We start from the raw sequence: 14,094 nt of genomic DNA on the forward strand, positions 1-14,094 counted from the left end.
CATGAGCAGCTCGAAAGGCCAGGCCGACTTTACCGCCCTTTTCATTCGCCGTCCGGTCCTGTCGCTGGTGTTGAACGCCCTGATCGTCGTTGCCGGACTGGCGGCGTTTTACGGCGTCGATGTCCGTGAACTGCCCGACGTCGACCGTCCTGTGGTGACCGTCAGTACGGATTTCACCTCTGCGGCAGCAGAAACAGTCGATCGCGAACTGACATCCGCCATCGAAGGCGCTGTTTCCCGCGTTTCGGGCGTCAAGTCCATTTCGTCGAGCTCGTCCTTCGGCAATAGCCGCGTGACGGTCGAGTTCAACGACAATGTCGACCTCAATGTCGCCGCCGCCGATATGCGCGATGCGATCAGCCGCATCTCCAACACGCTGCCCGACGAAGCCGACCCGCCGCGCATCGTCAAGGCGGATGCAAATTCCGACGCTGTCATGCGCCTCGCGGTCACGTCCGACACAATGGCGGTGGAGGACATGACGGTACTCGTCGAAGACCAGATCGAAGACGTGCTGGCCTCGGTGCCCGGCGTCGCCGATGTTCAGATCAACGGCAACCGCAGCAAGATTTTCCGCATCGATATCGACCAGGGCAAGCTTTCCGGTCTCGGCATGAACATTGCCGATATCCGCAACGCGCTGAACACCATGGCCTTCGACACACCGGCAGGCCAGCTCAACAGCAATGACCAGAGCATTGTCGTGCGTGCGCAGGCACCGGTGACGACGCCCGAAGATTTCGAGAACATCATCATCAAGAACCAGACGCGCATCCGCGACGTCGCCACCGTCACGCTCGGGCCCGATATCGGCACCTCGTCGCTACGCGCCAACGGCAAGACCGGCATCGGCCTTGGCATCATTCGTCAGGCGCAGTCGAATACGCTCGACATCTCGAAGGGCGTACGCGCCGCAGTGGAGGAACTGCAAAAGACGCTGCCGAAGGGCGTCGACATTCGGGTGACCAGCGATGATGCCGACTTCATCAACGGCGCCGTGCACGAGGTCGAGATCGCGCTTGGCGCGTCTGTCCTCATCATCATCCTGATCATCTATCTCTTCCTTTGGGATTTCAAGGCGACCCTGATCCCGGCAGTCAGCATGCCGGTCGCGCTGATCGGCACAATTTCGGCGATATATCTAGCTGGTTTTTCCATCAACATTCTGACGCTGCTCGCTCTCGTTCTCGCAACCGGCCTCGTCGTGGACGATGCCATCGTCGTCCTTGAAAATATCGTTCGCCGCCGCAACCAGGGCATGGGGCCGCGGGCCGCGGCGGTGCTCGGCACGCAGGAAGTGTTCTTTGCCGTCATCGCCACCACGGTCACCTTGGCGGCGGTGTTCGTGCCGCTCTCCTTCCTCCCCGGCCAGACCGGCGGGCTTTTCCGCGAGTTCGGCTTCGTGCTCGCCATCTGCGTACTGCTCTCGGCCGTTGTCGCCCTGACGCTTTGCCCCATGCTTGCTTCGCGGCTCTTGAGCGCCAGCGAGCGGCGGCATGAGGAAGTTGCTCACGCGCCCGGTGTTGTCGGCCGCATTGGCAGCTGGTTCGGCGGCCTCTATGCGCGCATGCTGCATGCCTGCCTCGCCGCCCCGTGGATCGTCGTCATTGTCTCGGTCCTGTTTGCCGGCGCCGCCTTCGGCGCATTTTCGCTGCTCAAGCAGGAACTGACACCCACCGAGGATCGGGCCGCAGCCTTCCTGCGCATAACCGCACCGCAGGGCGTGAGCCTCGAATATCTCGGCGATGAAATGCGCAAGATCGAGGCGCTGATCCAGCCGTTGCGCGATGCCGGCGAGATCGAGAACACCTTCTCCATCGCCGGGCAGAACGGCAACACCAATCGCGGTTTCATGGTGCTGAGCCTTGCCAAGTGGAAGGAACGCCACCGCAGCCAGCAGGAAATCGTCGCCGACGTTTCGCGCCTTGTGCGCGATATTCCCGGCATCCAGGTCTTTGCGGCGCAGCCCAATTCGCTTGGCATTCGCGGGGCAGGCAATGGTCTGCAATTTGCCGTCGTCGGCAGCAGCTATTCGGACCTTGGGACCACCGCGGCGAAGATCGTCTCCGAACTGGAGAAAGACCCTCGCTTCGACCGGCCGCGCCTGACCAACGAGCCGACGCAGCCCCAACTCGCCGTATCGATCGACCGCGAGCGCGCCTCCGATCTTCGCATCGATATCAGCGGGCTGGCTGAAGCGCTGCAGTCGGTCCTTGATGGCTACAAGGTGGGCTCAGTCTATATCGAGGATCGAAGCTTCGACGTGAAGCTCGTCGCGACCATCAATCCGATCAACGATCCGACCGATCTGGAGAACGTGTTCCTGCGCACCGGCGATGGTCGTTTCGTGCCCATGTCGACAATCGCCAAGCTCACCGAGGTGGCAGTCCCGCCTGCACTTACCCGCGAACAGCAGATGCGTTCGGTCGCGGTCACCGCCGGGCTGCGTGCCGATTTTGCCCTTGGCGATGCCTATAAGGTGGCGCAACAGGTGGCTGCGCCGTTGCTGCCGCCCGGCTACCGTCTCATTCCGCTTGCTGAAGCGGCGACGCTCGGCGAAAATTCGGCAAGCATGATGGTGACCTTCGGCTTCGCCCTCTTGATCATTCTGCTTGTGCTTGCAGCGCAGTTCGAAGGCTTCATCAGCGCTATCATCGTCATGGCGACAGTGCCGCTCGGTCTTGCCTGTGCCGTCTTCGCCATGGTGATGACGGGCACCAGCATGAACGTCTACAGCCAGATCGGCCTGGTGCTGCTCGTCGGTATCATGGCCAAGAACGGTATTCTTATCGTCGAGTTCGCCAATCATCTGCGCGACCAAGGCAAAGGCGTGCGCGAGGCCATCGAAGAGGCGTCGAACATCCGCTTGCGTCCCGTCGTCATGACGATGCTCTGCGCGATCCTCGGCGGCGTTCCGCTCGTCCTTGCCAGCGGCGCCGGCGCTGAAGCGCGCATCGCGCTCGGCTGGGTGATTGTCGGCGGGCTGGGTCTCGCCACCGCTTCGACGCTGTTCCTGACGCCGGTCGCCTATCTGCTGCTCGCGGGCTTCTCCAAGCCGAAGATCGAGGAAGAGGCGCGTCTCAACCGCGAATTGCTCGAAGTCGATTCGCGACCCCGCCTCGCCGCCGAATAGCCTTCTCCGCAACATTCCAACGCCTGTCTCGACGCAGACGGGCGTTGGTTGCAATCTGCTCGGCAAAATATTGACCGTTTGATAAAAAATTTGACCTTCTGTCAAAATATGGCATTCTTCCCTTAGAGGAGCCGGACGAACCGGCCCACGAAAATGGCAGCGATCCCTGGGAACCGGACGCGGCCGGAAAGAGGAGATGCGATTTTATGGGATCGATCGATTCTGCAATCCGTGACGTCAGGACCGGACGTCTTCCAGCCGAAGACTATGCGGATGTATTTTCCGACCTCCATCCGCCGCTGACACGGCACGAGGCTTTCGTCGAATCCGATCGCTGCTATTTTTGCTACGACGCTCCTTGCATGAATGCCTGCCCGACCGGCATCGACATTCCGCTCTTCATCCGCGAGATCAACGCGGACAATCCGACCGGATCGGCCAAGACCATTCTATCGGAGAATATTCTCGGTGGAATGTGCGCCCGCGTCTGCCCGACCGAAACCCTTTGCGAGCAGGCCTGCGTGCGTGAAATCGCTGAAGGCAAGCCGGTCAAGATCGGCCTGTTGCAGCGTTATGCGACCGACCACCTGATGGCGAACGGTAAACATCCCTTCCAGCGCGCAGAACCGTCCGGCAAATCCGTGGCGGTAGTCGGGGCAGGACCGGCAGGGTTGTCTGCAGCGCATCGCCTGGCGATGCGCGGCCATGACGTGACGATCTTCGAGGCGCGACCCAAGGCCGGCGGTCTGAACGAATATGGTATCGCCGCCTATAAGACACCGGATGACTTTGCCCAGAAGGAACTCGATTTCATCCTCGAGATCGGCGGCATTACCATTCAGAACGATAAGGCGCTTGGACGCGATGTAAGCCTCGATGCATTGCATGCCGGCTTCGATGCCGTCTTTCTTGGCATCGGCCTGCCGTCCGTCAACGAACTCGGGCTCGAAGGCGAAGATGCGGCCGGCTGTATCGACGCGGTCGACTACATCTCGGTGCTGCGCCAGAGCGACGACCTTTCGGAAATTGCCGTCGGTCGCGATGTGGTCGTCATTGGCGGCGGCATGACGGCTATCGACGTCGCCGTGCAGACCAAGCTGCTTGGCGCCGAAAATGTCATTATCGCTTACCGCCGCGGCCCGGAGCATATGAATGCCAGCGCCTTCGAACAGGAACTGGCGCTGAAGAACGGGGTCATCATCCGCCATTGGCTGCAGCCCCGGGAACTTACTCGCAACGAACATGGCGAAGTCTGCGGCATTACCCTGGATTACACCGCCATCACGGATGGCCGTCTCAGCGTGACAGGCGAAAGCATCACGCTCGCCAGCGACCAGATTTTCAAGGCTATCGGCCAGGCTCCGGCCGCCACCCTTCTGGCAGAGGCAGGCATTGCGCTGTCGCGCGGCCGTATCAGCGTCGATGAGGAAGGCAGAACCTCGATCCCGGGAATCTGGGCCGGCGGCGACTGCGTTGCCGATGGCGAGGATCTGACCGTTGCGGCGGTGCAGGACGGCAAGATTGCCGCCGAATCCATTCATCGCGCCTTGATGCAGAAGCCGGAAAAGGTCGCGGGTTTTGTCGAGGCCGTCATGGCCGACAATGCCAGGGCGACCGACAGCGCGCACAAACCCAGTCACCCACGCCACGTGGCGGGCTGAAGGAGATCGACATGGCTGATCTATCGACGAATTTCCTCGGCATCAAATCGCCCAATCCGTTCTGGCTGGCTTCGGCCCCACCGACCGACAAGGCCTATAATGTGGAGCGCGCCTTCAAGGCCGGCTGGGGCGGCGTCGTCTGGAAGACCCTAGGTGAGGAGGGCCCGCCGGTCGTCAATGTCAATGGCCCGCGCTATGGCGCCATACACGGGCCGGATCGCCGACTGCTGGGCTTCAACAATATCGAGCTCATCACCGACCGTCCGCTTGAAGTAAATCTCCGCGAAATGACAGAGGTGAAAAAGACGTGGCCCGATCGCGCCTTGATCGCGTCGATCATGGTGCCGTGCGAAGAGCAGGCGTGGAAGGCGATCCTGCCGCTCGTCGAAGCAACGGGCGCTGATGGCATCGAGCTGAATTTCGGCTGCCCGCATGGCATGTCCGAGCGCGGCATGGGATCTGCCGTCGGCCAGGTGCCGGAATATATCGAAATGGTCGTGCGCTGGTGCAAGCAGTACACCCGCATGCCGGTTATCACCAAGCTGACCCCAAATATTGCTGATATCCGCAAGCCCGCGCGCGCGGCGAATGCGGGTGGAACGGATGCCGTGTCGTTGATCAATACGATCAATTCCATCGTCTCCGTCGATCTCGATAATTTCGCCCCGGTCCCGTCCATCGACGGGCGCGGCTCGCATGGCGGCTACTGCGGCCCGGCGGTAAAGCCGATTGCACTCAACATGGTGGCGGAGATCGCCCGCGATGGCGAAACCCGGGGCCTGCCCATTTCCGGCATCGGCGGCATAACCACCTGGCGCGACGCGGCGGAATATATTGCCCTCGGTTGCGGCAATGTGCAGGTATGCACGGCGGCCATGACCTACGGCTTCAAGATCGTGCAGGAGATGATCTCCGGTCTTTCCGACTGGATGGATTCGCGCGGCTTCAAGACAATCGAGGATTTCCGCGGCCTTGCGGTCCCGAACGTATCGGACTGGCAGTACCTCAACCTCAACTACATTACCAAGGCGCGGATCGACCAGGACCTCTGCATCAAGTGCGGCCGCTGCTATATCGCCTGCGAGGATACCTCGCACCAGGCCATCACCTCCATGGTCGACGGCGCGCGGCACTTCGAAGTGATCGATGAGGAGTGCGTCGGCTGCAATCTGTGCGTCAATGTTTGCCCGGTCGACAATTGCATCAGCATGGTGCCGATGACGGCAGGTGTCGATCCGCGCACGAAGCAGCCGATCAAGCCGGACTATGCCAACTGGACGACCCATCCGAACAATCCGATGGCAAAGGTCGCCGCGGAGTAGGGAGCTAGCCCCGCGGCTTTATCCCATTGAGGATGATGCTGAGCACCGCCTGCGCCGTCTGTTCGCGAAAGCCCGGACGGCCGACCTGGCTGCCCATGATCGCCCGGACCTGGACATCGAAATCAGCGTAATGCTGCGTGGTCGCCCAGATCATGAAGATCAGGTGGTAGGGATCGACCGGGGCAAGCTTGCCTTCGCCGACCCAACGGCGAATGACTGCCGCCTTCTCGTCGACGAGCGGCTTCAGATGCGTGGTCAGAAACTCGCTGATCGCCGGCGCGCCATGCAACACTTCGTTGGCAAACAGCCGCGACGCCGCCGGATGGCTTTCCGACATGCTGATCTTGAGCGTGATGTACTTGCGCAATTGCTCGATCGGATCGCCGTCTGGATCGATGTCGGCGAGCGGCGCCAGCCACTCCGCCAGCGTCTCTTCGAGAAGGGTCACATAGATGTTCTGCTTGCGCGGAAAATAATAGAGGAGGTTCGGTTTCGACATGCCGGCTTTCTCGGCAATCTGGTCGATCGTGGTGCCGCGAAAGCCATAGGTGGAAAAAGCGTCGAGCGCGGCGTCGAGGATGAGGCGGCGATTGATTTCCTGTATGCGCGTCGTCTTTTCAGGAACCGCGCCTGCGCTGGTTTTGGCCGCTCTCCCCATGCACCCGCTCTCCTTTCAGACCGCGACAAGATGACAGTTCTGTTGCCGGCCGCCACGGCCGGAAAAACCGACAAAGCGCTTGACCGCTTTCCTATGCTCTTCTAGCCTGCATTTTGACCAACTAGTCAAGTTTTTGATTGTGCCAGACGCACAGTCATCCGGGAACAAAAAACAATCGGCCCCAAACGGGCCATCTGCGATCAGGAGGCGAGTCACATGTCCAAGGCGGCAATGGGGACCAATAATCTCGACGCGTTCTGGATGCCGTTCACGGCAAACCGCCAGTTCAAGCAGGACCCGCGTCTGCTCGTCAGTGCCAAGGACATGCATTTCAAATCGCATGACGGCCGCGAGATTCTCGACGGCACAGCGGGCCTCTGGTGCTGCAATGCCGGTCACGCCCGGCCGAAGATTGTCGAAGCGGTGCAGAAGCAGGTTGCAGAACTCGACTACGCGCCCGCCTTCCAGATGGGCCATCCCAAGGTTTTCGAGCTTGCAGCACGCCTCGCGGCCATGCTGCCGTCGCCGATCGACCATGTGTTTTTCACCAATTCGGGTTCTGAGGCGGTCGATACTGCGCTCAAGATCGCAATCGCCTATCACCGCGCCAAGGGCAACGGCACCAAGGTCAAGCTGATCGGCCGCGAACGCGGCTATCATGGCGTCGGCTTCGGCGGCATTTCCGTCGGCGGCATATCCGGCAATCGCAAGACGTTCGGCAATGCGCTCGGCGGCATCGATCATATCCGCCACACGCATGATCCGGCACGCAATGCTTTTACGCGCGGCGAGCCCGAATACGGCGTCGAATTTGCCGATGATCTCGAACGGGTCATCGCGCTTCACGATGCCTCCAATATCGCCGCGGTCATTGTCGAGCCGGTGGCTGGCTCAACCGGCGTCCTTATACCGCCAAAGGGATACCTGAAGCGCCTGCGTGAAATCTGCACCAAGCACGATATTCTTCTGATTTTCGACGAGGTTATTACCGGTTTCGGCCGGCTCGGTGCGCCCTTTGCCGTGGATTATTTCGGCGTCATTCCGGATCTCGTCACAACTGCGAAAGGCATCACCAGCGGTGTCATCCCGATGGGCGCGGTCTTTGCCACGCGGCAAATTTACGAGGCCTTCATGACGGGCCCGGAAAACATGATCGAGCTTTTCCACGGCTACACCTATTCCGGCCACCCCGTCGCCTGCGCCGCTGCGCTCGCAACCCTCGATACCTATGAGGACGAGGGCCTGATGACGCGCGCGGCTGATCTTGCCGATTACTGGGCCGACGCGCTGCATGCCTTGAAAGGCCTGCCGCATGTCGTCGATATCCGCAATCTCGGATTGATCGGCGCCGTCGAACTCGAGCCGATCGACGGCGCGCCGACGAAGCGCGCCTTCCAGGCGTTCCTCGATTCCTACGAAAAAGGCCTGCTCATCCGCACGACCGGCGATATCATCGCCCTGTCGCCGCCGCTGATCATCAGCAAGGGGCAGATCGAACACCTCTTCGATACGCTGGCCGACGTTCTGAAAAATCTCGCATAGAGGCACGCCCGATGACGCTCACTGGAAATCTCAGGATCAATGGCGACCGTCTCTGGGACAGCCTGATGGAAATGGCGAAGATCGGGCCGGGCCTGCGCGGCGGCAACAACCGCCAGACCCTGACAGATGAGGACGGCGAAGGCCGGCGCCTGTTCCAGGGGTGGTGCGAAAAAGCCGGCCTGTCGATGGGTGTCGATACGATGGGCAACATGTTCTTCATGCGCCCGGGAACTGACCCCGACGCTCTGCCTGTCTATGTCGGCAGTCATCTCGACACGCAGCCGACGGGCGGCAAGTTCGATGGCGTTCTCGGCGTGCTTGGCGGGCTCGAACTCGTCCGCACGCTGAACGATCTCAATATCCGGACCAAGCACCCGATTGTCGTCGTCAACTGGACCAACGAGGAAGGCACGCGCTTCGCTCCGGCCATGCTGGCGTCCGGGGTCTTTGCCGGCGTGCTCGACCAGGATTGGGCCTATCAGCGCGAGGATGCCAAGGGCAAGAAATTCGGCGACGAGCTGGAGCGGATCGGCTGGAAGGGCGACGAGAAGGTCGGCGGGCGCAAGATGCATGCGCTGTTCGAATTGCACATCGAGCAGGGTCCGATCCTGGAGGCCGAGGGCAAGGACATCGGCGTCGTCACCCACGGGCAGGGCCTGTGGTGGCTGCAGATTACCCTGACCGGCAAGGAAAGCCATACCGGCTCGACGCCCATGCCTATGCGCAAGAATGCCGGGCTCGGCATGGCGCGCATCACCGAGCTTGTCCATGAGGTCGCAATGGCGCACCAGCCGAGCGCCGTCGGTGCTATCGGCCATGTCGACGTCTATCCGAACTCGCGCAACGTGATCCCGGGAAAAGTCGTCTTTACCGTCGATATCCGCTCGCCCAATATTGCCACGCTTAACGCCATGAAGGCAGAAATCGAGGCGAAGGCAGCCGGAATCGCCAAGGAACTCGGCCTGGGCATCGAGATCGAGGAAGAGGGCCACTTCGATCCGGTCGCGTTCGACGCCGGTTGTGTGACGGCGGTGCGCAACGCCGTTGAGCGGCTCGGCTACAGCCATCGCAACATCGTCTCCGGCGCTGGCCACGATGCTTGTTGGATCAACCGCGTGGCGCCGACGGCAATGGTCATGTGCCCTTGCGTCGACGGTCTCAGCCACAACGAGGACGAGGACATCAAGAAGGAGTGGGCGACAGCCGGCGCCGACGTGCTGCTGCATGCTGTGCTGGAGACCGCGGAGGTTGTCAGCTAAACCATGATTTTGTCGGTGCTGCCCCCCTCATCCGGCCCGGTCAACAAACGCCGGCCCGGTGCCACTCAAAAGGCGAGATTTCTTCGGCGGAGCGAAACAGAGCCCGAATTTCGCTTGTGGAGCGACCTGCGCAACCGGCTGCTGAACGAGTACAGGTTCTCGCGCCAGGTCCCATTGGGACCCTACGTCTGCGACTTTGTTTGCCGCGCTAGGCGGCTTATTGTCGAACTGGATGGCGCTCAGTATGCCGATAGCCTGCATGACCACAAACGCACGCAGTGGCTGAACGCTAAAGGCTACTCACTGCTCCGGTTCTGGAATCACGAAATCCTGACCGAGCGCCGGCAGGTGCTGGATACAATCCTGGCAGCGCTTGAAGGACATTATTCGGCTCGATGTGAAATCCTGCGTTTCTATCCCGCGAACAAAACGGCCAACGGGGTTTCGCATGAGGGTGATTTGTAAGATCCAGGCAGGATTGTTCGGAAAAAACCAAAAAGGGGAACGGACACATGGCGACGAAAGTGATCAAGGGCGGTACCATCATCGCCGCGGATCGCACCTATAAGGCGGATGTGCTGATCGATGGCGATACCATCGCGGCGATTGGGCCTGACCTTTCGGGCGATGAGGTTATCGACGCCACCGGCTGCTATCTGATGCCGGGCGGCATTGACCCGCACACGCACCTCGAAATGCCGTTCATGGGTACCCATTCCTCCGATGATTTCGACACCGGCACGGCGGCGGCCCTTGCGGGCGGCACAACGATGGTGGTCGATTTCGTTCTGCCCGGGGCCGATGGTCTGCTCGCAGCACTGCAGGACTGGTTCCAGAAGGCGGGCAAGGCGCGCACCGACTATTCCTTCCACATGGCGATCACGGGCTGGAACAAGCAGGTTTTCGATGAAATGCCGAAGGTGGTCGAGCGCGGCATCAATACCTTCAAACACTTCATGGCCTATAAGGGCGCGCTGATGGTGGACGATGACGAGATGTTTGCCTCGTTCACGCGCTGCGCCGAGATCGGCGCTATGCCGCTGGTCCACGCCGAGAATGGCGACGTCGTCGCCCAGCTCCAGCAGAAGCTCCTGGCAGAAGGCAACAACGGACCCGAGGCGCATGCCTATTCGCGCCCGCCGGAAGTCGAAGGCGAGGCAGCCAACCGGGCCATTATGATCGCAGACCAGGCTGGTGTTCCGCTATATATCGTCCACGTCTCCTGTGAGCAGGCACACGAAGCGATTCGCCGCGCCCGCCAGAAGGGAATGCGTGTCTACGGCGAACCCCTCATCCAGCATCTCGTCCTTGATGAAAGCGAGTACAAGAACGAGGATTGGGACTATGCGGCGCGGCGCGTCATGTCGCCGCCGTTCCGCGACAAGATCAACCAGAACGGGCTCTGGGCCGGGCTCGCATCAGGCAGCCTGCAGGTCGTTGCGACCGATCATTGCGCCTTCACCACCGAGCAGAAGCGTTTCGGCGTCGGCGATTTCACCAAGATTCCGAACGGTACCGGCGGACTTGAGGATCGCATGCCGGTGTTGTGGACGCGCGGCGTCCGCACCGGCCGGCTGACACCCAACGAGTTCGTCGCCGTCACCTCGACCAATATTGCGCAGATTCTCAACATCTATCCGCGTAAGGGCGCAATCCTTCCCGGTTCCGACGCGGACATCGTCATCTGGGATCCCGAGGCCAGCAAAGTCATTTCCGCCGCGTCGCAGAAGTCCGCCATCGATTACAATGTGTTCGAGGGCTTCGAGGTCACGGGTCTGCCGCGCATGACCCTGTCGCGCGGGCGCATCGCCTATAAGGACGGCGAAGTTGTTGCCCCGACGGGCAGCGGCCGTTTCGTCGAGCGCGAGGCCAACGCGCCTGCCAACCGCGCACTTTCCACTTGGAAGGAGTTGATGGCGCCGCGTAAGGTGGATCGCGATCCGAAGAACATTCCGGCGGGCGTCTGATGACAGTCGTCGCCCTTAGGCCCAAGGCGAAGACGATGTCCGAAGCGGCACCCAAGAATGTCATTGACGTCAAGGACCTGTCGCTGGTCTTCGAGACCAATGACGGCCCCGTAAATGCGCTCTCCCATATCGATCTTACGGTCAATGCCGGCGAGTTCGTGTCCTTCATCGGTCCGTCCGGCTGCGGCAAGACCACGCTTCTGCGTGTAATCGCCGATCTTGAGCAGCCGACATCGGGCAGCATAACCGTCAATGGCATGTCGCCTTCAGAAGCCCGCCAGAAGCGCGCCTATGGCTATGTATTCCAGGCGGCGGCGCTTTATCCCTGGCGCACCATCGGCGGCAATGTTTCGTTGCCGCTGGAAGTGATGGGCGTGCCGCGCGAGGAGCGCAGGCAGCGTATCGCCAAGAATCTCGACCTCGTGAATTTATCCGGCTTTGAGAAGAAGTTTCCCTGGCAATTATCGGGCGGCATGCAGCAGCGCGCTTCCATCGCCCGCGCCCTGTCTTTCGATCCGCATCTGCTTTTGATGGACGAACCCTTCGGCGCGCTCGACGAAATCGTCCGCGACCACCTCAACGAGGAGCTTCTCAAGCTGTGGGCGAAGACGCAGAAGACCGTCATCTTCGTTACCCATTCGATTCCCGAGGCAGTGTTCCTCTCGACGAAGATCGTCGTCATGAGCCCGCGCCCCGGCCGGATCCATGAGATAATCGATTGCGACCTCGGCAGCGAGCGTACGCTCGACATTCGCGAGACGCCGAAATTCCTCGAGATTGCCCACCGGGTACGGGAGGGACTGCGCCATGGCCATTCCTACGACGAGGCGCATCTATGACGAGGGTCGCCTGATGATCATCCGGGCGGCCAGATTGCGCGACATGCCGGCCTGCGCGGATATCGTCAACACATGGATCGATGCGACCGACTGGATGCCGCGCGTGCATTCGCCTGATGAGGTGGCCGAATTCTATCGGGATACGGTTTTCGAACGCTTCGAGGTTTTCGTGGCCGACCGCGACGAACAAATCGCCGGCATGGTTGCGCTGGCGCCGGACAACATGGTGAGCGCGCTCTATGTCCACGCGGATGCGCGCCGGCAGGGCGTCGGCAAGGCACTGCTCGACCGCGCCAAGCGTGAGGCGACAGGTCCCGTGCAGCTCTGGACCTTCGTCGCCAACCGGGCAGCCCAGGCGTTCTACAAGCACGAAGGATTTACGGAAGTGCGGCGCACGGAGGGCGACAACGAGGAGCAGCTTCCCGATATCCTCTATGTCTGCCGTGAGGACGGGGTGAGAGCTACGCCATGAATTTCATCCGCAACAGTGTCATTCCGGTCTCGACGGTCCTCTTCGCCATTCTGGTGCTCTGGTACGTATTCGCAGTCATTCTCAATGCGCCATTCGAGCGCGATCAGGCGGCGCGTGCCAATACGACCCTTTCGACGCAGCAACTCATCGCCAATACCATGGCGCAGGAGCGGCCCGTGCTGCCCGCGCCGCATCAGGTGGCGGCGGAAATACGCAAGACCGTCTTCGACATCAGTCCGACCTCGAAGCGCAGCCTCGTCTACCATGGCTGGATTACGCTTTCTTCGACCCTGCTCGGCTTCGCGCTCGGCACGCTGCTTGGCATCCTGCTGGCCATCGCCATCGTCCACTCGCGGACCCTCGACAAGAGCCTGATGCCGTGGATCATCACCTCGCAGACCGTGCCAATTCTCGCAATTGCGCCGATGATCATTGTGGTTCTCAATGCGGTCAACATTACCGGCCTGCTGCCCAAGGCGATGATCTCGACTTACCTGTCGTTCTTTCCCGTCGCTGTCGGCATGGTGAAGGGTTTGCGCTCGCCGGAGATCATGCACCTCGACCTGATGCGCACCTATAACGCCTCGAAAATGCAGGTTTTCTGGAAACTCCGCTGGCCGGCTTCGATGCCCTACCTCTTCACCTCCATGAAGATCGCCGTCGCCATCAGCCTCGTTGGTGCAATCGTCGGTGAATTGCCCACGGGGGCCGTCGCCGGTATCGGCGCGAGGCTCCTGGCCGGCTCCTATTACGGGCAAACGGTGCAAATCTGGGCGGCATTGATTGCGGCGGCGCTGATGGCAGCAGTGCTTGTCAGCCTGATCGGCCTGATAGCCACCCTGGTCAACCGGCGCATGGGGGTGCGGGCATGAGACTGGGCAGGACAAGCATTGGATCGTTGCGCGGCACGGCTTTCATCCGGCCCCATTGCGGTCAGGGTCGCCGCGCTGCGGCGGCGAGGGTGGCTCTGCGGCGATCGGCGGTCGATCATTGGTTGGGCCTTTCCCCCCACCCCGGATCTTCGATCCGACCCTCCCCACGCTGGGGGAGGGTGGGGCTGCCGCCTTGCTTCCAAACTCAAGGTGTAAACCTCGCTCCGGACGAAACAATCCACCCATCATCGGCGGGCACCGTTCTTACCCTCCCCCGACGTGGGGAGGGTCGCCGCGCAGCGGCGGGGTGGGGGGCTCTGCGGCGATCGTCGGTTGATTATTGGTTGGGCCTTTCCCCCCACCCCGGAT

At 61.2% G+C, this 14,094-nt stretch carries 11 protein-coding genes; 10 read left to right on the plus strand and 1 reads right to left on the minus strand.

Annotated elements, in window-relative coordinates; genetic code table 11:
- Position 1 precedes the first annotated feature (1 nt).
- From HQ945_RS16500 to preA, 3 genes are all read left to right on the plus strand, one after another.
- A complete protein-coding gene (locus HQ945_RS16500; protein WP_113279857.1) occupies positions 2-3,133 on the plus strand; it encodes an efflux RND transporter permease subunit in 3,132 nt (1,043 codons plus the stop codon).
- A gap of 206 nt (positions 3,134-3,339) precedes the next feature.
- Positions 3,340-4,794, plus strand: a complete 1,455-nt coding sequence (locus HQ945_RS16505) for an NAD(P)-dependent oxidoreductase (RefSeq protein WP_113279856.1) — start codon at positions 3,340-3,342, stop codon at positions 4,792-4,794.
- A gap of 11 nt (positions 4,795-4,805) precedes the next feature.
- A complete protein-coding gene (gene preA / locus HQ945_RS16510; RefSeq protein WP_113279855.1) occupies positions 4,806-6,116 on the plus strand; it encodes an NAD-dependent dihydropyrimidine dehydrogenase subunit PreA in 1,311 nt (436 codons plus the stop codon).
- 4 nt (positions 6,117-6,120) lie between these two features.
- Here preA and rutR read toward each other — a convergent pair whose 3' ends face one another.
- Positions 6,121-6,774: an HTH-type transcriptional regulator RutR gene (gene rutR, locus HQ945_RS16515; protein ID WP_027230785.1), complete on the minus strand. Its 654-nt coding sequence runs from the start codon at positions 6,772-6,774 to the stop codon at positions 6,121-6,123.
- A gap of 216 nt (positions 6,775-6,990) precedes the next feature.
- On the opposite strand from rutR, the gene aptA reads away from it, so the two are divergent.
- From aptA to HQ945_RS16550, 7 genes are read left to right on the plus strand one after another with little or no spacing between them, the layout of a single operon-like run.
- Entirely contained in the window at positions 6,991-8,316 is a 1,326-nt protein-coding gene (aptA, locus tag HQ945_RS16520) for an omega-aminotransferase AptA (RefSeq protein ID WP_091947194.1), read from the plus strand.
- An 11-nt stretch (positions 8,317-8,327) separates the two neighbouring features.
- The gene (locus tag HQ945_RS16525) at positions 8,328-9,575 is read left to right on the plus strand and encodes a Zn-dependent hydrolase (RefSeq protein WP_113279854.1); all 1,248 of its coding nucleotides are present in this window, start codon (positions 8,328-8,330) and stop codon (positions 9,573-9,575) included.
- Between the two features lie 3 nt (positions 9,576-9,578).
- Complete coding sequence (locus tag HQ945_RS16530) at positions 9,579-10,040, plus strand: endonuclease domain-containing protein (protein ID WP_113279853.1); 462 nt, start codon at positions 9,579-9,581, stop codon at positions 10,038-10,040.
- 47 nt (positions 10,041-10,087) lie between these two features.
- Positions 10,088-11,542, plus strand: a complete 1,455-nt coding sequence (gene hydA, locus HQ945_RS16535) for a dihydropyrimidinase (RefSeq protein ID WP_091947185.1) — start codon at positions 10,088-10,090, stop codon at positions 11,540-11,542.
- Positions 11,542-12,381 carry an ABC transporter ATP-binding protein gene (locus tag HQ945_RS16540; protein ID WP_081815795.1) on the plus strand — a complete coding sequence of 280 codons (840 nt, stop codon included), beginning with the start codon at positions 11,542-11,544 and terminating at the stop codon, positions 12,379-12,381. Before hydA ends, HQ945_RS16540 begins: the two co-directional genes overlap by 1 nt.
- Positions 12,350-12,853, plus strand: a complete 504-nt coding sequence (locus HQ945_RS16545) for a GNAT family N-acetyltransferase (protein WP_228017467.1) — start codon at positions 12,350-12,352, stop codon at positions 12,851-12,853. The genes HQ945_RS16540 and HQ945_RS16545 overlap by 32 nt, the downstream gene beginning before the upstream one ends.
- Positions 12,850-13,725 carry an ABC transporter permease gene (locus tag HQ945_RS16550; RefSeq protein WP_091920531.1) on the plus strand — a complete coding sequence of 292 codons (876 nt, stop codon included), beginning with the start codon at positions 12,850-12,852 and terminating at the stop codon, positions 13,723-13,725. Before HQ945_RS16545 ends, HQ945_RS16550 begins: the two co-directional genes overlap by 4 nt.
- The last annotated feature ends 369 nt before the right edge of the window (positions 13,726-14,094 follow it).

Source organism: Phyllobacterium pellucidum, assembly GCF_013327855.1.
Lineage (GTDB): Bacteria > Pseudomonadota > Alphaproteobacteria > Rhizobiales > Rhizobiaceae > Phyllobacterium > Phyllobacterium pellucidum.